The sequence below is a fragment of the Arenimonas metalli CF5-1 genome (genome assembly GCF_000747155.1).
Lineage (GTDB): Bacteria > Pseudomonadota > Gammaproteobacteria > Xanthomonadales > Xanthomonadaceae > Arenimonas > Arenimonas metalli.
Genome location: NZ_AVCK01000012.1, coordinates 279,233 through 301,012 on the forward strand (window position 1 = coordinate 279,233; position 21,780 = coordinate 301,012).

Genomic DNA, 21,780 nt, shown 5'->3' on the forward strand with positions numbered 1-21,780 from the left:
TGTTGGCGCTGTTCGTGATCGCCACCGCGTACGGCCTGGTGTTGCCGGTGCTGCCGGCCCTGCTTGCCACGGTGGCACCCGAGGACATCGCCGCCGCCACCGGGATGATGATGGCGACCTATACGCTGGCGACAGTGGTGGCCTCACCGGTGTGGGGGTGGCTGCTGGACCGCTATTCCGCCCGCCGGTTGCTGTTGATCGGTCTGGTGGGCCAAGGTCTAGTGCAGTTGGCCCTGTGGTGGCCATCGTCGCTGACCGTACTGGTCCTGGTCCGCGCCCTGCAGGGCGCGCTCGGCGCCGTGGCCGTGCCGGCCGTGCTCACGCTGGCGGCGCAGTGGTGTCCGCCCACGGTCTACGGGACAGCGGTTGCACGGGTGTCACGGGCGGCGCTCCTGGGCGGGCTGGCGGGACCGCTACTGGGTGGGGCGCTGGCCCAGGGCGCCAGCCTGCGGTTGCCGATTGCGCTGGCGACGGGCTTGATCTTGATCGCCGCGATCGTGGTGGCGCGCATACGCACGCTACCCACCACCGCGTCGCTAGCCGCGCCGTCGCGGCTCCCGGATCGGCCGCGCCTGTGGTTGTTGGCCGCGGCAGCCATGGTCGCCGGCTTGGTGATGGGAGCCATGGAGGTCGGGGTGAGTGTGCGCGGGCGCGAAGAACTGGGGCTGTCGGCGCCGGCGATCGGATTGTTGTTCTCAGGCTGCGGCCTGGTGATGATCGCGGTGCAGACCGGCGTGTTCCAACCTCAGCGCGACCCGACCAGCTTGTGGCGCTGGCTGGCGCCGGCATTTCTGGTTTCGGCGTTGGGGGTCGGTGTGCTGCGCTGGACGTCGGAGGCGTGGATGCTCGGCGCCGTTGTGGCATTGGTGGCGGCTGGGGGTGGCGTCCTGCAACCGACGATCAGCCTGTGGATCGTACGGAGCGCCGGCCGGGCGCACGGGTTGCAACTGGGCCTGCGCGCCGCCCTGGGCGGGCTGGGACAAGCCGCAGGTGCACTGTTGGGCGGCGTGGCATTCCGCGCTCAAACACCGCAGACCGCTTGGATCGCCGTCGTGGTGGGCCTCGCCGTGGTAGTCGCGGTCGCCATAGCGAGGCGTCCGCCCGTACAAGGGGCCGAACCTTGAGCAGTGCACGCGAACGACTTGACCCGTGCGGCAGCCAGCGTATCGTCGTGGCGTCGGTAGGCACCAGGCGCGACGCTGCGTCATTTGACCCAAGTCAACTTCCGACCCTGCGAACCGCGTTAGAGTGGCTTCGACAATGAACCGCTTCCGCCGCCACCGCTGGCGTACACCGATTTCGCTGCTGGCGATGCTGGCACTGGTGTGGGCCCAACTGGCCCTGGCGAGCCATCCGGCGTGCGCACTTTCGGCGATGGCGTCCATGCCCACCCACGCCCAGCATGCCGATCACGGCGATGCCGTCGCGGTCGAAACACCCCCGCCGTGCCACGGTGCCCCGCTCAGCAGCGATGCGCCCCTGTGCGCCTCCCATTGCAGCCAAGGTGACCTGAGCAAGGAGGCGCCACGCTTGGCGTCTGTCCCCGCCTTGGGCCCACTGCCGACTCTGCCAGTCGTAGCCGTTCAGCGACTGCCGGATGCGGCGGGTCACGCGGTGGCCGCTCGTCCGCATAGCGCTTGGCATCGACCTACGCCGCACCCGGCGAGCCTCCTGCTGATCTGATCCCGCGCCGATGACCGGCCGGTGCCCGTCCGGGCTCCGGTCGCTTCGGTGCAGCCGCCGTGTCCACGGCCTGCCCCGCCGACTCCTACCGCATCGCCCTTGGGCAGCGGTTCGTGCGAGGCCAAGACGATGGGATCGTCCCACTCCAAGCGTGTTGTCACTGCCGCTCTGCGCCGGCCGGCGTGCCTTGACCTGTGTTCGACACACAGGTTTACGGTCTCCGGACGGTTCTGCGGGAGCATGCAATGACGGCCGACCTTCGCAAATCCGATCCGCCGATGACGGTGCCCGTCTGGCGCACTTGGGAGGCGTGACCGTGCACGTGGTGCGCAACTACCTGCGCCGCGGCCTGCTTCGCGCCGCCAGCCACACCGAGGCCGGCTACCAGTTGTTCTCGACCGCGGAACTGCATCGCCTGCATTTCATCCGCACGGCGCAGCGTCTCGGCTTCACCCTCGCCGAGATCGAGGAAATCCTACGGCGCAGCCGCCAGCGCAAGAGCCCATGTCCGCTGGTACGCGACATCATCAGCCGTCGGCTGACGGAAACCCGCGACCAGCTCGAGCAACTCCTGGCGCTGCAGACGCGAATGGAGCAAGCCGTTGCCCAGTGGTCTCGCCTGCCCGACGCCGTGCCGACGGGCAGTGACGTCTGCGCGCTGATCGAGGCCGTCGCGGCCAGCGAGGCCGCCGCCGTTCCCAAATCCACCTCGCGGCGCCTCTTGGGCCGTCGCGCCTCTGCAGAGGAAAAGACCTCATGACGCGCCCCCGTCAATCCCCCTTGTCCTGCGGGCTGTCGCTGTCGGTAACGGCGGTCCTGCTGTACCTGGCCTGCGCGCTGATTGTGGCGTGGTCCCCCGGGGCCCTGGCCGCGGGCCTGGGCCTGGTCGTGCACGGACTGAGCCTGTCCGGCCTCACGCCGGCGGTCGGTGAACTGCGCTGGAGCGCGGTGCTGATCGGTTCGCTCGCGATCGCCGGCTACGCCTTCGTGGCGGGCGCCTTGTTCACCATTGTCAATCGCTTGATTGGAGGTAACCGATGAACCGCTCTAACGTTTCCCTGCTGCTCGCGAGCCTGCTCGCGGCCCCGTTGGCCGTCGCCGCACCGCCGGAGACCGACGAGCCGACCGACGACACCCCGGTGATCTTCCACTTTGCCGGCTATGGCGACGTTACCGTCACCGACACCCAGGGCGAGGCCGGCACGTTGGGTGCCGTGACGTTCGCGCCGATCTTCCACCTGCAGGTCGGCGAGCGTTTTTTGATTGAGGCCGAGGCTGAATTCGAGGCCGATGATCGCGGTGACCAGGCCGCCGGTCTGGAGTACGCCACCGCCACCTGGCTGCTGGGCGACTCCTCCGCCGTGGTGGTCGGAAAATTCCTGAGCCCGGTGGGCTATTTCTTCCAGAACCTGCATCCGTCCTGGATCAACAAACTCGCTTCGGTGCCGGCCGGCTTTGGCCACGGTGGCGCCGCGCCGCTGACCGATGTGGGTATCCAGCTGCGCGGCGGTCGCGCCCTCGCGGATGGCCACCAGCTCAACTACGCCCTGTATGTCGCCAACGGTCCGCGCCTGGGGCTCGAGGGCATGGAAGGGCTGGATCTGGATGTCGAGGGATCCTCGACCAACCGCGATGGCGAACGGGTCTGGGGTGGCCGCGTCGGCTGGCTGCCGCGGCCCGGCCTGGAACTGGGCGCCTCGCTGACCCGTGGCGATGTGGTGCTCGATCCGGGCGAGATGGGGATCGGCATGGCCGAGCCCGCCCGTGCCTACCGGGTCGAGGGGGTGGACGTGGCCTGGCAGGCCAGCCGGGCGGTGTCGCTGCGGGGCGAATGGATCCGCCAGCGGGTCGGCGACGCGCCGATGAGCCTGGCGCCCGATGGCGCGACTTGGCGCGCCTGGTATGTGCAGGGGGCGTATCGCTTCGGCGCCGACCGCTGGGAGACGGTGCTGCGCGTTGGCGACTCGCTCTCGCCGCACGGCGAGTCGACCTTCCAGCAAACCGCCCTGGGTCTGAACTACCTGTTCCGCCCCGGTACCCAGCTCAAGCTCAGCTGGGAGATCAACGACAGCGACAACGCCGAGGCCGAGGCCGATCGCGTGCTGTTGCAGCTGGCCCACGGCTTCTAAGGAGACCTGTCATGACACGCTTCCCTCTTCGTTCCCCGGCCATCGCGAGCCAGAGCCTGCGGGCCGTGGCGGCTGCCTTTGGACTCGCCCTGGTCATCCTGCCGGCTGGCGCCATCGCCGCCGATGGCAAGGCCCTGTACGAGTCCACCTGCGTCGCCTGCCATGGCCCGACCGGCAAGGGCGCCATTCCCGGCGTGCCGGATCTGGCCACGCGTCTGGACAAGCCCGACGCCGAGCTGGTTAACAACGTACTCAACGGTTTCCAGACCCCAGGCTCGCCGATGGCGATGCCCGCCAAGGGCGGCAATCCCGCCCTGACCGCGGAGGATGCGCAGGCCATCATTGGCTACCTGCGATCCGGCGCGGGCACCCCTCCGCCCCCGTCGGCCGCCAACGGCGCGCCCGCCTCCCCGCCAGCCGCCGTGCTAGCCCCGGCGCCGGCGGGGGCGACCTCTGCGGGCGTCGCGGCAGATAGCACGGCCTTCGCGCGTGGCGCGCAGGCCTGGGCCGACAACTGCGCCCGCTGCCATGCCATGCGTGATCCCAAGTCGCTGTCCGACGAGCAGTGGCAAGTCGCGGTCACCCATATGCGGCTGCGGGCCGGCCTGGATGGCGCGCAAGCCGACGACATCCTCGTGTTTCTCAAAGGGAGCAACTGATATGCGCCTCCTCTCTCCCGTCCTGTGTGCGCTGACGATCGCCGTGACCGTCCCCGCCCTCGCGGCCGAGCCCAAGGCCCTGTACGACACCACCTGCGTGGCCTGCCACGGGCCCACGGGCAAGGGCGCCATTCCGGGCGTACCGGACCTGGCCACGCGCTTGGGCAAGTCGGATGCGGAGCTTGCGGCCAGCATCCTCAACGGATTCCAAACGCCGGGCTCGCCAATGGCGATGCCGGCCAAGGGCGGCAATGCCGCGCTGACTGCCGCTGATGCCACGGCGCTGGTCGGCTACCTGCGCACGCTCGGCAAGTCCTGAACGCGGCTGTTCGCCAGGAGACTCCCCATGACCACACCCACTGTCCATCCCCGCTCCCCCAACCAGCAACGCGCCCGCGTGATCTTCTGGGTGTTGATGGGGTTTGCGGCCTTCTACCTGATCGCCGAGCACCGCCTGCACCTGTCCGGACTCTGGCGCTGGCTGCCAATCCTGATCCTGCTGGCGTGTCCCTTGCTCCACGTGTTTGGCCACGGGGGCCATGGGGGCCATGGAAGTCATGGTGGGCACGGGGGCCACGGCGGGCACGGCGATGGGGACGCGGACCGCGCGTCCTCCAATGGCGCACCGCCGGCCGATGTCCCCACCCCACCGGGAGATGGCCCACGGACGCCGCGCCCGCACGTCCATCGGGGAGACCTGCCATGAACCCGCTCATTCCCGGCTACGGCCTGTGGACGCTGGCCGTGCTCAACGCCGCGTTCTTCATCTTTTTCGCCTGGAGTTTCTACACTCCGCTCACGACACGCGACTGGCGCAGCTTCGGCCTGTACTCGGCGTTCGTTGTGGCGTTGTTCGCCGAGATGTACGGCTTCCCACTGAGCCTGTTTCTGTTGTCGGGCTGGCTGTCGTCGCGCTTTCCGGAGGTGAACTGGCTCAGTCACGACGCCGGCCATGTGCTGGAGATGATGTTTGGCTGGCGGAGCAATCCGCACTTCGGCCCCTTCCATATCCTGAGTTTCGTGCTGATCGGTGGCGGCTTCTGGCTGCTCGCTCGGGCCTGGCCGGTGCTGTATCAGGCCCAGCGCAGCGGCGAGCTGGCCCAGACCGGCCCCTATGCCCGCTTACGGCATCCGCAGTATGTCGGGTTCGCCTTGATCATGACCGGCTTCCTGGTCCAGTGGCCGACCCTACTCACGCTGGTGCTGTACCCGGTGATGCTGATCACCTATGTGCGCCTGGCGATCAACGAGGAGCACGAAACCCAGGCACGCTTTGGCACGGCGTATGAGCAGTACGCGGACGCGGTGCCGCGGTTCTTCCCACGCCGTCGCCGGCCGCTGGCGGTGGCGTCATGAGCACCGCCATGAACACTCAGGCGGTAAGGGTCTGGCCGATCGGCGACATGCTGACCGAGGGCTGCGCCCGCACGCTGGCCGCCACGGTTCGCGGGTTGCCGGGCGTGCAGGCCGCCGAAGCCAATTTTGCGGCCGGCACGCTTCAGGTGCGCTATACCCGCGGCGCTGCGGAGCCGACGGCGATTACGGCGGCGATTCGCGCTTGCGGCTTCACCTGCCGCGCCCCGTCCGCCGAGTTTGTCCCGCCAGGCGCCTCCGCCGGGTCGGCCGCCAGTCACTCTGCACATGCCGGCCATGCCCCGTCGCCCTCCCCCGCAGCGTCGGCCCTCCCTGAGGACGCGACGCCGTCGATGCAAGGGCACGCGGGCCATGCGCCCGTCGCGCCGGACAAGCGCGGCGCGGACCCGCACGAGGGCATGCACCACGGGGGCGATTTGCACGCGGCGGCGGCGGACATGCGCCGGCGCTTCATCATCGCCTTGGCGTTCTCCATTCCGCTGTTCATCTGGTCACCGATGGGGCTGATGAGCGCGCCGGCGACGCCATTCGGTCTGCCTGAGAACGTCTGGCTGTGGTTGCTGGCCAGCGCCGCACTGCTCTACCCGGGCTGGCCGTTCTTCACGGCGGCGATCCGCTCGCTGCGCCGCGGCGTGCTCGACATGGCGGTGCTGGTGTTGCTCAGTGTCGGCACAGGCTATGTCTTCAGTCTGGGCGCGACGTTTGTGTTCGACGGCCCCAACTTTTACGAGGCCTCCTCGGTCCTGCTGACCTTCATCCTGCTGGGCCACTGGCTCGAGATGCGGGCTCGGGCCGGTGCCTCGGATGCCATGAAGGCCCTGCTCAAACTCTCGCCACCGCGGGCGATCGTGCGCCGGGACAATGTCGATGTGGAGATCGCCACCGACGACGTCCAAGTAGGCGAGGTGGTCGTCGTGCGTCCAGGCGCCAAGGTGCCGGTCGATGGTGAGGTACTCGAAGGCCAGTCCCAGGTCGACGAATCGATGCTCACCGGCGAGTCGATGCCGGTGAAGAAGGCGCCGGGCGCTCTGGTGGTTGGCGGCACCATCAACCGCAGCGGCGCCTTCACCTACCGCGCCACCAAGGTCGGCGCGGATACCGCACTCGCCCAGATCATCCAGTTGGTACAGGCTGCCCAGAACTCCAAGGCGCCGGCGCAGCTCCTGGCCGACCGCGCCTCGCAGTGGCTGGTGCTGGCGGCGATCGTGATCGGCGTGTTGACGTTTGCCGTGTGGTTTTGGTGGCTCGGCCAGACGCTGCTGTTCGCCCTGACCTTGACCATTACGGTGTTCGTGATTGCCTGCCCGGATGCGCTGGGCCTCGCGACGCCCATGGCGATCATGATTGGCACGGGCCTTGGGGCCCGCCACGGCATCTTGTTCAAACATGCCGAGGCCATCGAGCAATGCGCCCGGCTCAACGTGGTGATTTTCGACAAGACTGGCACCTTGACGGTGGGACAACCCGACGTGGTGGATACCGTGGCGGCGGCGGACTGGGACCAGGCGCGCTTGATCGAGGTTGCGGCCGCCGTGGAGGCGCATTCCGAGCACCCGCTGGCACAGGCGATTCTCAAGCACGCCGGGCCGGTCACGGATCGCGCCACCGATTACACCAATATCGACGGCCAAGGCGCGATGGGTCGGGTGGGCGGGCGCTGGGTGCATCTGGGCAACCGCTTGCTGATGGCCGCGCAAGGCGTGGCCGTGGACGAACTGGAGGCCCAGGCCGACGGACTCAAGGGCGCCGGCCGCACCGTCATCTACGTGGCGGTCGATCGGCGCTTGGCAGGCGTCATCGCGATTGCAGACGCCATTCGGCCAACCTCGCGGGCCACCATCGAAGAGCTGCATCGCCGCAATATCCGGGTCGCCATGATCACCGGCGACAACCGCCCGACGGCCGAGCGTGTGGCGGCCGACCTGGGGATCGACATCGTGCTCGCGGACGTGTTGCCGGGCGACAAGGCCGCCGAGGTCAAGAAGCTCCAGGCCCAGGGCCTGAAGGTCGGCATGGTGGGCGATGGCGTCAACGATGCCCCAGCCCTGACCCAAGCCGAGGTCGGCTTCGCGATCGGCGCCGGTACCGACGTGGCGATCGACAGCGCCGACACGGTGCTGATGCGCAGCGACCCCTACGACGTGGTGCGGGCGATCACGATCGCGCGCGGCACCTTGCGCAAGATGCACCAGAACCTGGCCTGGGCCGTGGGCTACAACGTCCTGGCCTTTCCCTTGGCGGCCGGCGTGCTCTTCCCGTTCGTGCTCTCGCCCGAAATCGCCGCGCTGTCGATGTCCGGCAGCTCGGTAATCGTGGCGGTCAACGCGCTGCTGCTCAAGCGCCTGCCCCTGGCGACGGCCTCAATCGTCGCCGGGGAATCCCCCGCTGTGTCTGAGGAGTCCATCTCATGAACCGTTCCTACGCGTTTGCTCCGCCCGCCGCGACCCTGCGCCAGCGCGCCGGCCGCGTGCTTGCCCCCGTGGCCCTGCTGTTGGCCCTCGCCACCTCCGCCTATGCGCAGGACGGTAGCTTCCGCCATGAAGTCCTCATGCGGGGGCAGATCCTTGAGGCCGACGCAGGCGCCTTGGTCGTCTGCGTAGGCGAGGCCGATGGCGCCCAGGTCGGGCAGGTCCTCGACGTCGTCCGCCACAAGCGGATCGCGCGCGGCCCCAAGGCGGCCGGCCCGCGGTTCCGTCGTGAGCCAGTCGGCCAAGTGCGGATCACGGAGCTGTTCGATACGCACTACGCCCAGGCCCAGGTGGTCACCGGCAAGCCCAAGGTCAACGACACCGTTGAACTGATCCGCTGATGAACGAACGGCGCCTGCCGCAGCGTTGGCCAGCCCTGAGGGCTGGCGACGCTCCGACCGGCGCCTGGCCCCGAAACCGCCTGCCCCGGGCGGCCCCTTACCCCACAAGGATTCCCCTCATGTCTTCCCCTGCGTCCCGCTCCCTGCATTTCCTCGGCGCCGCTGGCACCGTGACCGGCTCGCGCTACCTGATCCAGGCCGCCGGCCAGCGGATTTTGGTCGATTGTGGCCTGTTCCAGGGTTACAAGCAGCTGCGCGAGCGCAACTGGGCGGATTTTCCGGTCGCGCCCGCGTCCATCGACACGGTGCTGCTGACCCATGCCCACCTGGATCACGCAGGCTATCTGCCGGCCCTGGTCAAGCAAGGCTTCGCTGGACGGATCCTTTGCACCGAGGCCACGCGCGATCTGAGCCAACTGCTGCTGCCCGACAGCGGCCATCTGCTGGAGGAAGAAGCGCGCTACGCGAAGAAGAAGGGCTACTCCAAGCACGCCAATCCGCTGCCGCTGTACACCCAGGAAGATGCGATGACGTGCCTGACCCGATTCGATGGCCGCCCGTTCCTGGAGCCGCAGGCCCTCGCGCCGGGCGTCAGTGCCCGGTTCATCCCGGCCGGCCATATCCTGGGCGCCGCCCAGATTGCGCTGACCATTGACGGTCGCCGCCTGCATTTCACCGGCGACCTCGGCCGCGCCAGTGACGCGCTGATGAAAGCCCCGGCGCCGTTCGAGGGTGCGGACGTGCTGGTGTGCGAGTCCACCTACGGCAACCGCCGACATCCCACCGCCGACGCCGAGGCGGAGCTCGCGCCCGTGATCAAGCGGGTCGCCGCCCGCGGCGGCGTCATTGTCATTCCCGCCTTCGCCGTCGGCCGGGCCCAGGCCCTGATGCTGCATATCGCCCGGCTGCGTCAGCGCGGCGAGATCCCGCGCGTGCCGGTCTATCTCAATAGCCCGATGGCAATCAATGCCACCGACCTCTACCACCGCCACCATGACGAGCACCACGTGACCGACGCCGAGTGCCGGGACATGTTTGAGCTGGCCACCATGGTGCGGACCGTGGAGGAGTCCAAGGCGCTCAATATGCAGCGCGGGCCGATGATCATCATCTCCGCCAGCGGCATGCTCTCCGGTGGGCGCGTCCTGCATCACCTGGTGGCGTTTGGCCAGGACTCGCGCAACGCAATCCTGCTGGCCGGCTACCAGGCCGGCGGCACCCGGGGCGCGGCGCTGGTGCGCGGCGAGAAATCGTTGCGCATCTTCGGGCAGGAGGTGCCGATCCAGGCCGAGGTCGTGGCCATGGAGAGTTTCTCTGGCCACGCCGACAGCGAGGAACTGCTTGCCTGGCTGCGCCCGGCCCCGGTCACGCCCAAGATGACCTACATCACCCATGGTGAACCCGACGCCGCCGATGCCCTGCGCGGCCGGATCGAGCGCGAGCTCGGCTGGCACTGCCGCGTCCCTGAGCATCTGGAACGGGTGCCGCTCGGCGGCGAGGCGGCGGCATGACCGAGCACGCCCACACCCGCCTGCGCGTGGTGCGCGCCGGCATCGATACCTACCAGCAGCCGGTGGTCTATATGCACCGCGACTGCCCCGTCTGCCGCTCGGAGGGCTTTGCGGCCCTGACCCGGGTCCAGATGCGGGTCGGGACACGCGAGGTCATCGCCACCCTGAACGTCGTCACGGGCGATCACCTGGCGGTCGATGAGGTGGCGCTGTCGGACGCGGCTTGGCAGGCCGTAACGCCCGAGGCCGGCGCCTACGCGACCTTCCAGCATCCCGAGCCGGCCGCCTCGGCCGGCGCCCTGCGCGCCAAGGTGTTCGGGGCGCGCCTGGACGACGCCGACTGTCTGGCCCTGATGCGCGATACGGCCGCCAATCGGCTGTCGGACATCGAGCTGGCGGCGTTCGTCACCGCCTGCGCCGGCGAACGCCTGGATCACGGCGAGACCATTGCCCTGACCCGGGCGATGGTGGCTGTGGGCGAGCGCTTGGACTGGGGCGGCGGCCCGGTGCTGGACAAGCACTGCGTGGGCGGATTGCCCGGCAACCGCACCACCCCGATCGTGGTCGCGATCATCGCGGCGCTGGGGCATCGCATCCCCAAGACCTCGTCGCGAGCGATCACCTCGCCGGCCGGCACCGCCGACACGATGGAAGTGATGGCACCGGTGGCGCTGGATTTGGCGGCGATGCGGCGGGTGGTCGAACGCGAGGGCGGCTGCATCGTCTGGGGCGGCAATGTGCGCCTGAGTCCGGCCGACGACGTGCTGATCCGGGTCGAGCGACCGCTGGACTTCGACAGCGACGGCCAACTGGTCGCCAGTGTGCTGTCCAAGAAGGTGGCCGCCGGCGCGAGCCAAGTGCTGATCGACATGCCCGTTGGGCCCACCGCCAAGGTGCGCTCGGACGCGGCGGCGCAGGCGCTGGCAGCACGACTGACCGTCACCGGATCCGCGATGGGCCTGAACCTGGCGGTCTTGCACACCGATGGTCGCCAGCCGGTCGGCATGGGCATCGGCCCGGCGCTGGAGGCCCGCGACGTGCTGGCCGTGCTGCGCGGCGCGCCCGGGGCCCCGGCCGACCTGCGCACGCGGGCTTTGGCCGTCGCCGGCGCTTTGCTCGAGCTCGCGCCCGGCACGCCGCCCGGTCAGGGACCGGCCCTGGCCACGCAGGCATTGGACTCGGGTCGCGCCTGGGCCAAGTTCCTGGCCATCTGTGAGGCGCAAGGCGGCTTCAGCGAGCCGGGCGAAGCACCCTTCCAGGCGCCGGTAGTGGCCCCCCGTGCCGGGCGCATCGCCGCGATCGACAACCGACGCCTGGCCAAGGTGGCCAAGTTGGCCGGCGCACCCGGCGCGGCCTTGGCCGGCGTCGTCTGCACGTTGCGCATCGGGGATCCGGTCGTAGCCGGGCAACCGCTGTACACCGTGCACGCCCAGTCCCCCGGCGAGCGCGACTACGCCTTGGCCTACGCCCAGACCCACACCGACATCCTGTCCCTGGAGACCCCATGAGCCGCGTGCTGATCCCCTTTCCCGATTTGCAGCCGCTGGCGGTGGATTTGGCGGCGCGTTTGAACGCCCGCGTGGCACCCGTGGGCTGGCGCCGGTTCCCCGACGGGGAATCGCTGGTGACGCTCGACCCCCAACTCAGCGGAGTCGACGTGGTGGTGGTGGCCGGCCTGAGGAACGTGGACTCGGTGGCGCTGGCGCTGCGCTTTGTCGCCGAGACCGCCCGCGAGCTGGGCGCCCGTTCGGTCGGCCTGGTCGCCCCGTACCTGCCCTACATGCGCCAGGACACCCGCTTCCATCCCGGCGAAGCGATCAGCGCGCCGATCTTTGCCCGCTTCCTGGAGCAAAGCGTCGACTGGCTGGTGACGGTCGATCCACACCTGCACCGCAATCCGCGCCTGGACGGATTGTTCTCGATCCCCACCCGCCACGTGGCGGCGGCACCGGCCATGGCGGCCTGGGTGCAGGCCAACGTCCCCGACGCGATCTTGATCGGCCCCGACAGCGAGTCGGCGCAATGGGTCGGCGATATCGCCGCGCGAGCGCAGGTGCCGTTCCAGGTGCTGGCCAAGATCCGGGAGGGGGATCGCGCAGTGCGTGTCAGCCTGCCCGACCCCATTGCCGCCCGCGGCCGTACGCCGGTGGTGGTCGATGACATCGTCTCCTCGGGCCACACGATGATCGAAACCCTCAAGCATCTGGCCACGCTGGGATTGCTCCCCGCGACCTGCCTGGTCACCCACGCGGTGTTCTCCGAAGACGCCTACGAACGCCTGCTGACTGCGGGCGCCCAGCGCGTCGTCAGCACCGACACCATTGCCCACCCGGCCTGCAATGCCATTGGGATGGCACCGCTCCTGGCCGTGGCCTGCGAGGCGCTGCTTGCCGAGCGCACACCGTCGCTGGCCGCCCCGTGATGCGCGCTGCCCCCATCCCCGCCTGCGCCTTGGAGATCCGATGAACGACCTAACCTGTCCCGCCAGCGCCCTGAGCGCCATTGACCAGCACCGGATTGACCAGCTGGCCCGGAGCTACGCGCAGGCCGATCCGGCCTTCGCCGCCTGGGCTGCGGGCTATGGCGTCATCGCACACACCCCGCTCACCCAATTGCGCGTGCGTGCGATGATCGAGGAACTGGTCGCGACCGGCGCTCTGCCTGACAGCGCGACGGGCTATCGGCGCCTGAGCGCCGCCGATCGCGTGGCCAGCGCCGGCATGTGGCTGGTAGCACACATGACCTACGCCCGGCGGGTCCGCCTGGACGGCGCGCCGTTGGAGGCCGATGACTTCAAGCCGCAGCCCGAGGGCCACACCGGCGGCGCGTTGAACATGGTGCCGGCCTACGCCGGCTACCTGGCCATGAATGCGCTCGATGGGGTAACCCGCGCCTGGATGATGGGCCAAGGCCACTGCGTGGCGGCGATCGATGCGCTCAACGTGATCGTCGACAACATGAGCCCGGCGCATGCGGCCCGCTATGGCCTGGATGAGCCGCGGCTGGCGCGATTCGTGGGCGACTTCTACTCCTATGCGCTCACGCCCGAGGGGCGGCCGGCCTCGCCGCTGGGCTCGCACGTCAACGCCCACACCGCCGGCGGCCTGCAGGAAGGCGGCTATCTGGGCTTTGCCGAGCTGCACTACGTGCACGCGCCGCTGCCCGGTGAGCGGCTGGTCGCGTTCGTCAGCGATGGCGCCTTCGAGGAGCAGCGTGGCGGCGACTGGGCGCCGCGCTGGTGGCGCCCGGACGATTCGGGCTTGGTCGCGCCCATCATGATCCTCAACGGCCGGCGCATCGAGCAGCGCAGCCAGATCGAACAGCAGGGCGGCGAGGACTGGCTGTATCGCCACCTGCGGCTCAATGGATTCGAACCCATCGGCCTGGACGGGCGCGATCCGGCCAGCATCGCCTGGGGCATCCATGTCATCGAGTCGCGGCTGCAGGCCTGCACCGAGGCGGCCGCGCTGCATCCCGAGGGCGATTTCCGAATCCCGCTGCGCTACGGTGTCGCCGAGGCGCCCAAGGGCTTTGGGTTTCCCGGCGCCGGCACCAACGCCGCCCACAACCTGCCGCTATCGGGTAATCCCCACCGCGATGCGGCCGCCCGCGAGCAGTTCAATGCCGGCTGTGCGCCGCTCTACGTGCCGCCGGCGGATCTGCAGGCGGCGATTGCGGCTCTCAATACACACGCGACTCAGGGTCGGCCGCGCGAGCGCGACCACGCGCTCGCGACCCGCCAGGTGGCGCTGCCGACCGTGCCCGAGCCGGCCTGGGCGGAGCCCGGCACGATTGGCTCGCCGATGGCCGCTCTGGATGGTCAGTTTGTTCGCTTGGTGCAGGCCAACCCGCAGCTGCGCCCGCGCGTGGGTAATCCCGATGAGTTGCGCAGCAACAAACTCGACGCGACCCTGGACCTGCTCAAACACCGGGTGCAGGAGCCGGAAGCCGGCGTCGCAGAATCGCGCACCGGCGCCGTGATCACCGCGCTCAATGAGGAGGCCGTCGTCTGCGCCGCCCTGGCCAACAAGGGCGGGCTCAACCTGGTGGTGACGTACGAGGCCTTCGCCCCGAAGATGCTGGGCGCCTTGCGCCAGGAACTCATTTTCTCCCGGCATCTGCGCGAGGCCGGGCGGCCGCCGGGCTGGCTGGGCGTGCCGGTCGTACTGACCTCGCACACCTGGGAGAACGCCAAGAACGAGCAGTCGCACCAGGACCCCACCCTGGCCGAAGCCTTGCTCGGCGAAATGGCGGACGGTGCCCGCGTGTGTTTCCCGCCCGATGGCAACAGCGCCATGGCGGCCCTTACCCACAGTATCCAAGCTCTGGGCACGATCACGGCCCTGGTCGTGCCCAAACGCGAGGTCCCCAATCGGCTGACGCCGGCGCAGGCCCGCCTGTTGGCAGACGAGGGCCTGCTCTTGCTGCACGGCGATCCCGACACGGCTGCCGTCTTGTTGGCCGCCACGGGCAGCTACCAGCTGGGGGAAGTGCTGCGGGCGCATCGGCGTCTTCGCGAAGCCGGTATCGCCGCGGCGGTGATCTATATCGGCGAGCCCGGGCGGTTGCGGGCCGGGCGCGACGCGCGGGAGTGCGCGTACGTGCTGTCTGATGCGTTGGTGCTGCGCCATTTCCCGGCGGGCACCCCGCGCGTGTTCGTGACCCACACCCGGCCTGAGCCGTATTTGGGCGCGTTGCGCCGAATCGACACCGGGCCCGCCACCACGCGGGCGCTGGGTTTTGTGAACCAAGGCGGCACGCTGGATGTGCCCGGGCTGCTGTTCGCCAATGGCTGCACTTGGGCGCACACGGTGGCGGCGGCGCTGGCGGTGCTGGGTCGCCCCCTCAACGACGGACTGCGCGCCGACGAGCAAGCCGCCCTGGCCGGCCGCGGCGACCCGACCGTCATCACGTACCCGGCATGAGCAGCTCTCAGCCAAAGCCTGCCTCGCGCCTGCCCCGCAGCCTGCAGATCGCGGTCGCCCTGGGCGGCTTCGGCTGGACCTGGTGGCGGCGCCATCGGCGCGCCCCCGAGAGCCTGCCGGCGCGGCTGCGCGAGACCTTGGAAGGCTTGGGCACGACCTTCGTCAAACTGGGCCAGGGGTTGAGCCTGCGGCGGGACCTGTTGCCGGCGCCGTACCTGTCGGAACTGGAAGCGCTACATGCCCACGTGCCCCCGTTCGAGTCGGCCTTGGCCGTGGCGGCGATTGAATCGGCGTTCGGCCAGCCAGTGAGCCAGTTGTTCGCGGAATTCGAGCTGGTGCCGTTTGCGGCCGCCTCGGTGGCCCAGGTGCACCGGGCCCAACTGCCCGATGGGCGCACGGTCGCGGTCAAGGTGCGAAGGCCTGGCATTGTGGCCCAGGTGCATGCCGATCTGCGGCTGCTGCGGCGCTTCGTGCGCGTCAGCCAGTGGCTGGTGCCGGGTCTGCGGCGCTATCAGCCGCTGGAGCTGGTCGACGAACTCGGGCAGTCCCTGCATCAGGAGATCGACATGGTCCAGGAAGCGCGCAACATGCGCCGTCTGGCCCACACGCTCGACCCGCTCCCCTACCTCTCGTTGCCCCACGTGGTCGAGCCGTGGGTGGGGCCCGCCGTGATCGTCCAGGAATTCAGCCACGGAGCGCCCATCGCGACCCGGAATCGCACGCCGCGTGGGCGCGAGCTGGCCGGACGGCTGCTCGATGCCTATGTGCACCAGCTGATGGGGTCCGGGGTGTTCCACGCCGATCCCCATCCCGGAAACTTGTTTGAGCTCCCGGACGGTCGTCTGTGCTTCCACGACTTTGGGTCCATCGGTTTCCTGGACCCCGCGGCGCGCGTGGCCTTCGCGCAACTCATTGAGGGCTTGGTCGCCAACGAACCCCAGGATGTACTCGACGCCGTAGTGGCCATGGGGTTCATCTCGGGTCCGGTTGACCGTCAGGCTTACGTCCGTGCCATCAGTGAAATCCTCAGCAGCCTGGCCACCCTGCCCCTCAACGAATGGTCCATGGCTGATGCGATCTGGCGGGTGGCGCGGATCGGGGCGGGCGCGAACTTCCGGCTGCCCCGTCATCTGCTGGTCCTGATGCGCACGCTGTTCCTGGCCGAGAACACGCTGCGGGGCCTGGACCCGGATCTGGACCTGATGCAGGCCCTGGGCGCCCGCGCCCAACGCATGGTCCAGACTTTGCAGCAGCAGGCGGGCGGGCGGCCGATGCATGAGCAACTGCTCAAGAGCGCCGAGCAGCTGCCGGTCGTGGCGATGCAGATGCTTCGGCAGCTGCAACTGGACGAAGGGCGGCCCGCGCTGTCGCTGCACCATCGCGGCCTGGAGCCGCTGGAAACGACGCTGGCGCGCACCGGCAATCGCCTGGCCTTGGCGCTGGTGACGCTGGGCCTGTACCTGGCCGGGTCGGTGATGATGCTGCACGGCGCCGGGCCGCGCCTGTGGGGCCATCTGCCGGTGCTCTCGGGGCTGGCGTTCGCGGCCGCGCTCGTGCTGTCCTGGCGGCTGGTGCGCGCCATCTCGCGCTCGGGGCACCTATGAGCGCGCCGCGCGATGTCCTGACGATCAACGTCGGCTCGGCCACCGTCAAGGCGGCGTACTACGCGATGGATGCGCAGGGCGTCCTGATCACGTCGGCGGCCCGCGCCAAGATCGCCGTGCTGCCCGAGGATGCGCATGACGCCCGCAGTGCGGACCGCTGGCTGTCGCAGTTGCTGGTGCAGCTGCCGGCCAGGGCCGGGCAGCCTTCGCGCGTGGCGCACCGGGTCGTGCACGGCGCGGCCCGCCCGGGTCCGGCCCGCGTCACCGAGGCATTGATGACCGAGCTGACGGCGCTCACGCCGTTGGCGCCCCTGCATCAAGGCCCGGCCCTGCGGCTGATCGATGCCGCCCGGCACCGCTGGCCGGGGGTGCCGCAGGTGGCCGCTTTCGACACCAGTTGGCATGCGACCCTCGCGCCGTGGGCCCGGCGCCTGCCGGTACCGGCGAGCCTGCATGCGGCTGGCGTGATGCGCTACGGCTTCCACGGCCTCGCCTTCGCCTCGGCCGTGCGCCAACTCTCGGCGCTGGCCCCGGCGCTGGCGCAGGCGCGGCTGGTGCTGGTGCACCTGGGCGGTGGTTCCAGCCTGTGCGCGGTGGCCAACGGCCGCAGCGTCGATACCACCATGGGCATGACGCCCCTGGACGGGGTGCCGATGGCGACCCGGTCGGGCAGCCTCGACCCCGGCGTCGTGCTGTACCTCGCGCAGACACGGCACATGCCGCTGCCCCAGATCGAACACCTGCTCTGGCGCGAGTCCGGCCTGCGGGGGCTGTCGGGCGGCAGTGGCGACATGCGCGAACTGCTGGCCGATACCAGTGAGTCGGCCGGCCACGCCCGGGCGCACTACGCCCTTCGAATCGCGCAGGCCGTCGCGGCCATGGCGACCAGCCTCGGCGGGGTGGACGCGATCGTGTTCTCGGGTGGCATTGGCGATGGCGCCGCGCCGATCCGGGCCGCCGTGGCCGAACGTCTGGCCTGGATGGGCCTGCGCCTGGACCCGGAGGCCAATGCAGCCGGGGTGGCGCAGATCCACGCGGCCGGCGCGGCGATCTCGGTCTTCGTTGTCCGGGCCGACGAAGAGCAGGAGCTGGCGTTGGCGGCGCTGGCGGAGCCAACGCCATGAGCCGGGCGAGCGCGCCGCAGCGGACGTTGTCCCGGGGTGACCGCGCGCTTCGCGATCGGGTCGCGGCGCTGTTGGCGCGGGCCGAGGTGACGCTCGATGGCGATCAGCCGTGGGACCTGCAGGTGCATGACCCGCGCTTCTTCGCCCGGGTGCTGGCGCAGGGCTCGCTGGGGCTGGGGGAGTCCTACATGGACGGGGACTGGGACGCACCCGCCCTCGACGCCTTGCTGGCGCGGCTGTTGCGCGCCCGGTTGAATCACCAGGTGGTGGGGTGGGCCGATCGTTGGGCCGCCGTGCGGGCGCGGCTGATCAACGCCCAAACGCGGCGTCGCGCCGTCACCGTGGGCGAGCGCCACTATGACCTGGGCAACGACCTCTACGCCGCGATGCTGGGCAAGCGCCTAGTCTACAGCTGTGGCTACTGGCGCAGCGCCCGAACCCTGGACGCCGCGCAGGAGGCCAAGCTCGACCTGGTCTGCCGCAAGCTGCAGTTGACCCCGGGTCAGCGCGTGCTCGACATTGGCTGCGGCTGGGGCGAAGCGCTCCGGTTCGCCACAGAGCGTTATGGCATCCACGGCATCGGGCTGACCATCTCCTGCGAGCAGGCGGCTTACGCTCGCGAATTGTGCCGGGGCCTGCCGATCGAGATCCGGGTACAGGACTACCGCGACTTCCAGGAGCCCGTCGACCGCATCTTCTCGATCGGCATGTTCGAACACGTCGGCGTGCGCAACTACCGCCACTACTTCGAATTGGCCGCACAGTGCCTGCCGGCCGACGGATTGATGTTGCTGCACACGATCGGCACGAACGTCTCGACCAATCGCACCGATCCGTGGATTGAGCGCTACATCTTCCCCAACTCCATGCTGCCTTCGGCCGCCCAGATCACGGCCGCCAGCGAAGGCCGGTTCGTGCTCGAGGACTGGCACAGCTTCGGGCCCGACTACGACCGGACCTTGCAGGCGTGGCGCGACAACGTCGAGGCCGCCTGGGACCGCCTGTCGGCGCGCTACGACACGCGCTTCCGGCGCATGTGGCGGTTCTATTTGGCCGCCAGCATGGCGACCTTCAGGGAGCGCCAGTGTCAGCTCTGGCAACTCGTGCTGTCCCCGCGGGGCGTGCCCGGCGGCTATGTCGCGCCTCGTTGAGCCCTCCCTTGAACGATTTGACCGTTCCACCCGCGCCACCATTCACCCACCCCACCGCAGTCCGCCCATGAATACCCTCATTGCCGTGATCTACAAGCATCAGGAAGACGCCGCAGCCAAGACCCTGGCGCGACTGCAAGACCTGCAGCGGGAATACCTGATCGCGCTGGAGGATGCCGTGATCGTGCGCCGAAACGCCGATGGCAAACTTCATTTGCAGCAATCCGTCAACCTGATCTCGGCGGGCGCCGCGACCGGGGCCTTTTGGGGCCTGTTGGTCGGCGTCATCTTCGCCGGGCCGCTGGGCCTGGCCGTGGGCGGACTGGGCGGCGCCGGACTCGGCGCCTTGGCGGGCCGACAGGCCGACTATGGCATCGACGACGAGTTCATCCGCGAATTGAGCGTCGAGGTCGAGCCCTGCTGTTCGGCCTTGTTCGTGCTCGTCCGGTCGATGACCACCGACAAGGTGATCGCTGAGCTCGAGGGCACGGGCGGACGCCTGCTCAAGACCTCGCTGCCGTCCGATATCGAGGTGCGCCTGCAGCAGGCCTTGGCGAGTGCGGCGCCCGCCCCGGCGCCCCACTGACCGCGCGGAGGACCGCTGCGCCGTGACCCGAGACTTGCCCGGTTTCGCTGAGCAGGGCGCGCACCACGGCGTGCGCCGGTTGCATACCGTGGACCTGGGCGCGGGGGACACCTCCGTCGTCTTTCTGCATGGGCTGGGAGGAACCGCGCGCTACTGGCAGTCCACGCCCGTGCCGCCGGTTTTTCCGGGCATCCACACGCAACTGGTCGACCTCTACGGTTTCGGCGCCTCTCCCCGCCCCTGGTGCCGCTACACGGTGGCACGCCACTTGGAAGCGCTCCGGCGCACTCTGTGCAGTTCGCGGCCCCAGGTCCTGGTCGGACATTCGTTGGGTGCGGCGCTGGCGCTGGCCTTTGCCGCGCTGCACCCGGCCAGCGTCCAGGGCCTGGTCCTGATTGGATTGCCGCAGTTTGGTTCGCGCGACGATGCCGCGACCTGGTTTCGCCAGCAACCGGGGGGCTGGATCTACACCAACCTGCTGGCGACCATGCTCGCCTGCGTGGTGACGCGGCGCGTAGCCCGCGGCCTGCTGCCGCACCTGATACGCGATGTCCCGCGGGTGGTGGCGCAAGACCTCGTCCAACACAACGCCATGAGCTCCGCCACGTCGTTGTGGAATGTCATCTACCGGCACGACAGCGCGGCCGATGCGGCCGCATTGCCCCCGGATCTGCCGGTGGTCTGCATCCACGGGCGGGACGACAGAACGGCTCCGATCAGTCGCATTCGATCCCTGCATCGCCACCGCGCCCATTGGGCACTGCTGGAGCTCGATGCGGACCACCATCCGTGGCTTCGCCAGCCACGCGCCTGCCAGGCCGCGATTGGCGATCTGTTGGGTCAAATACGACCGCCCGCCACCGTCCACTCGACCGGTGCGATCACGCCCGGGGCTGGCGACTGAGGAGGGTGCGCCAGCAGGGGATATCGCGCCCGGCAGGTGGTCATGCGAGTTCGGGCGATGCCGTGATCCAAACCGTTCCCCACCATCGAGGGTCTGCCCATGTGCTTTTCCGCCACCGCCAGTTTCACCGCCAGCGCCGTCCTGTTGGGGATCGGCGCGCTGACCCTGCGTCGGGTGGAGCGACCCGGGGATCGGGCCTTGGCCGCCATCCCGGTGCTGTTCGCGATCCAGCAGGCGCTGGAGGGCCTGGTGTGGTTGGGCCTCAACGGCACGCTTCACGGCCTGCTAGGGCCGGCCACGCAGGTCTACTCCCTCTTCTCGCACGTGCTGTGGCCGATCTACGTGCCGCTCGCGGTGTGGCTCGCCGAACCTCCCGGACCCCGGCGCCACGGCCTGTTCGGGTTCATGGTGGCCGGCGCCCTGGTCGGCGGCTTCTTGCTCTACGGCATGGTCGTGAATCCGATTGTGGCCCGCCCGGTTGGCCAGCATATCGACTACGACTCGCCGCACTTTTATATCGCGATGGTGCTGGGGTTGTACTTGGCCGCCACGACGGTGAGTCAGATGCTCTCCAGCCATCATTGGATCCGCTGGTTCGGCGTGTTGGCGCTGATCTCCGCGGTGGCGGCCTACGTGGCCTATGCCCAATGGTTTATTTCGGTCTGGTGCTTCTTCGCCGCGCTGCTGAGCGGGGTCATCCATCTGCACGTAAGGCACCGCCCTGGGCCGAGCTCGGGGCTCGGGATCCCTGCCGATCCGCGCTGGCAACGCACCTAGGCCCGTTGGGCAACGACTTTCCCCGTCCACGCACCTACGCCATAGTGCGGGGGTTGACCCTGCCGTCCCTGGAGGCCCCATGGCCAAGTCTGAGAAAACCTCGTCCCGTGTCGCCACCCAGTCCAGCAAAGTGCTCAAGGATGCGCGGGCGAGCGACCGGGCCAAGTCCTTGGCCGGTAGCGCCTTGGCGCAGGCGGGCACGAAAAAGCAAACCTCCTCCGGTGTGGCAAGAAAAGCAGGGGCCGTCTTGGCCGATCCCCGCGCTCGGCCGGCGACGCGTTCCTTGGCCGGCAGCGTGTTGACGCAGACGACGGGCAAGTCGAAATCGACGCCTGGAGCCGCCAAGGGCGGGGCGACCAAATCGTCGGCGAAAAGCCTGGCGGGGTCCGCGCTTACCCAACACGTCAGCACGCGCCGCACGGCCGATGGCCAGACCACGCGGGTGGTGCTCAAGCCCATCAGCAGCGGCGCCCTGGCGCCCCGGCGGGTGGAGCAAGCGGTCAACCGCGTCCTGACGGGCCGGAAGTCCAAGAAGTGAGCCGGG

General features: G+C 69.4%; 21 protein-coding genes. All 21 read left to right on the forward strand.

From position 1 onward, the window contains the following. Positions 1 to 2 precede the first annotated feature (2 nt). The 21 genes from N787_RS04925 (at position 3) to N787_RS15210 (ending at position 21,774) form a co-directional block, all read left to right on the forward strand. A complete protein-coding gene (locus N787_RS04925; protein ID WP_034211172.1) occupies positions 3 to 1,124 on the forward strand; it encodes an MFS transporter in 1,122 nt (373 codons plus the stop codon). A gap of 569 nt (positions 1,125 to 1,693) precedes the next feature. Next, positions 1,694 to 2,443 carry a MerR family DNA-binding protein gene (locus N787_RS15405; RefSeq protein ID WP_084590623.1) on the forward strand — a complete coding sequence of 250 codons (750 nt, stop codon included), beginning with the start codon at positions 1,694 to 1,696 and terminating at the stop codon, positions 2,441 to 2,443. Continuing rightward, on the forward strand, positions 2,440 to 2,724 hold the full coding sequence (locus tag N787_RS04935; RefSeq protein WP_156968901.1) for a DUF5676 family membrane protein: 285 nt from the start codon (positions 2,440 to 2,442) through the stop codon (positions 2,722 to 2,724). Before N787_RS15405 ends, N787_RS04935 begins: the two co-directional genes overlap by 4 nt. After that, positions 2,721 to 3,812 carry a hypothetical protein gene (locus tag N787_RS15125; protein WP_034211174.1) on the forward strand — a complete coding sequence of 364 codons (1,092 nt, stop codon included), beginning with the start codon at positions 2,721 to 2,723 and terminating at the stop codon, positions 3,810 to 3,812. Before N787_RS04935 ends, N787_RS15125 begins: the two co-directional genes overlap by 4 nt. An 11-nt stretch (positions 3,813 to 3,823) precedes the next feature. Then, positions 3,824 to 4,471, forward strand: a complete 648-nt coding sequence (locus N787_RS14885) for a c-type cytochrome (RefSeq protein WP_169742281.1) — start codon at positions 3,824 to 3,826, stop codon at positions 4,469 to 4,471. Between the two features lie 43 nt (positions 4,472 to 4,514). Continuing rightward, positions 4,515 to 4,790: a c-type cytochrome gene (locus N787_RS04955; RefSeq protein ID WP_169742282.1), complete on the forward strand. Its 276-nt coding sequence runs from the start codon at positions 4,515 to 4,517 to the stop codon at positions 4,788 to 4,790. A 96-nt stretch (positions 4,791 to 4,886) separates the two neighbouring features. Continuing rightward, on the forward strand, positions 4,887 to 5,177 hold the full coding sequence (locus N787_RS15455) for a DUF2933 domain-containing protein (RefSeq protein WP_211252135.1): 291 nt from the start codon (positions 4,887 to 4,889) through the stop codon (positions 5,175 to 5,177). Beyond that, entirely contained in the window at positions 5,174 to 5,827 is a 654-nt protein-coding gene (locus N787_RS04960) for a methyltransferase family protein (RefSeq protein WP_034211177.1), read from the forward strand. The genes N787_RS15455 and N787_RS04960 overlap by 4 nt, the downstream gene beginning before the upstream one ends. After that, positions 5,824 to 8,256: a heavy metal translocating P-type ATPase gene (locus N787_RS04965; protein WP_245593959.1), complete on the forward strand. Its 2,433-nt coding sequence runs from the start codon at positions 5,824 to 5,826 to the stop codon at positions 8,254 to 8,256. Before N787_RS04960 ends, N787_RS04965 begins: the two co-directional genes overlap by 4 nt. Beyond that, positions 8,253 to 8,654 carry a hypothetical protein gene (locus tag N787_RS04970; protein WP_052575140.1) on the forward strand — a complete coding sequence of 134 codons (402 nt, stop codon included), beginning with the start codon at positions 8,253 to 8,255 and terminating at the stop codon, positions 8,652 to 8,654. Before N787_RS04965 ends, N787_RS04970 begins: the two co-directional genes overlap by 4 nt. Before the next feature lie 119 nt (positions 8,655 to 8,773). Then, positions 8,774 to 10,165 (forward strand): MBL fold metallo-hydrolase RNA specificity domain-containing protein, encoded by a 1,392-nt coding sequence (locus N787_RS04975; protein WP_034211179.1) that lies wholly within the window; start codon positions 8,774 to 8,776, stop codon positions 10,163 to 10,165. Then, entirely contained in the window at positions 10,162 to 11,673 is a 1,512-nt protein-coding gene (locus N787_RS04980) for a thymidine phosphorylase family protein (protein ID WP_034211182.1), read from the forward strand. Before N787_RS04975 ends, N787_RS04980 begins: the two co-directional genes overlap by 4 nt. Beyond that, the gene (locus N787_RS04985) at positions 11,670 to 12,587 is read left to right on the forward strand and encodes a ribose-phosphate diphosphokinase (RefSeq protein ID WP_034211184.1); all 918 of its coding nucleotides are present in this window, start codon (positions 11,670 to 11,672) and stop codon (positions 12,585 to 12,587) included. The genes N787_RS04980 and N787_RS04985 overlap by 4 nt, the downstream gene beginning before the upstream one ends. A 40-nt stretch (positions 12,588 to 12,627) precedes the next feature. Then, entirely contained in the window at positions 12,628 to 15,090 is a 2,463-nt protein-coding gene (locus tag N787_RS04990; protein WP_052575141.1) for a phosphoketolase family protein, read from the forward strand. Further along, positions 15,087 to 16,694, forward strand: coding sequence for an ABC1 kinase family protein (locus N787_RS04995; protein WP_034211186.1), 1,608 nt, complete (start codon positions 15,087 to 15,089; stop codon positions 16,692 to 16,694). Before N787_RS04990 ends, N787_RS04995 begins: the two co-directional genes overlap by 4 nt. Beyond that, positions 16,691 to 17,818 carry an acetate/propionate family kinase gene (locus N787_RS05000; protein ID WP_034211187.1) on the forward strand — a complete coding sequence of 376 codons (1,128 nt, stop codon included), beginning with the start codon at positions 16,691 to 16,693 and terminating at the stop codon, positions 17,816 to 17,818. The genes N787_RS04995 and N787_RS05000 overlap by 4 nt, the downstream gene beginning before the upstream one ends. Then, the gene (cfa, locus tag N787_RS05005) at positions 17,815 to 18,969 is read left to right on the forward strand and encodes a cyclopropane fatty acyl phospholipid synthase (protein ID WP_084590625.1); all 1,155 of its coding nucleotides are present in this window, start codon (positions 17,815 to 17,817) and stop codon (positions 18,967 to 18,969) included. Before N787_RS05000 ends, cfa begins: the two co-directional genes overlap by 4 nt. A gap of 67 nt (positions 18,970 to 19,036) precedes the next feature. Continuing rightward, entirely contained in the window at positions 19,037 to 19,555 is a 519-nt protein-coding gene (locus tag N787_RS05010; protein ID WP_034211194.1) for a DUF1269 domain-containing protein, read from the forward strand. 22 nt (positions 19,556 to 19,577) lie between these two features. Further along, complete coding sequence (locus N787_RS05015; RefSeq protein WP_169742283.1) at positions 19,578 to 20,459, forward strand: alpha/beta fold hydrolase; 882 nt, start codon at positions 19,578 to 19,580, stop codon at positions 20,457 to 20,459. Between the two features lie 99 nt (positions 20,460 to 20,558). Further along, a complete protein-coding gene (locus N787_RS05020; protein ID WP_052575142.1) occupies positions 20,559 to 21,236 on the forward strand; it encodes a DUF6629 family protein in 678 nt (225 codons plus the stop codon). Between the two features lie 79 nt (positions 21,237 to 21,315). After that, entirely contained in the window at positions 21,316 to 21,774 is a 459-nt protein-coding gene (locus N787_RS15210) for a hypothetical protein (protein ID WP_211252129.1), read from the forward strand. The last annotated feature ends 6 nt before the right edge of the window (positions 21,775 to 21,780 follow it).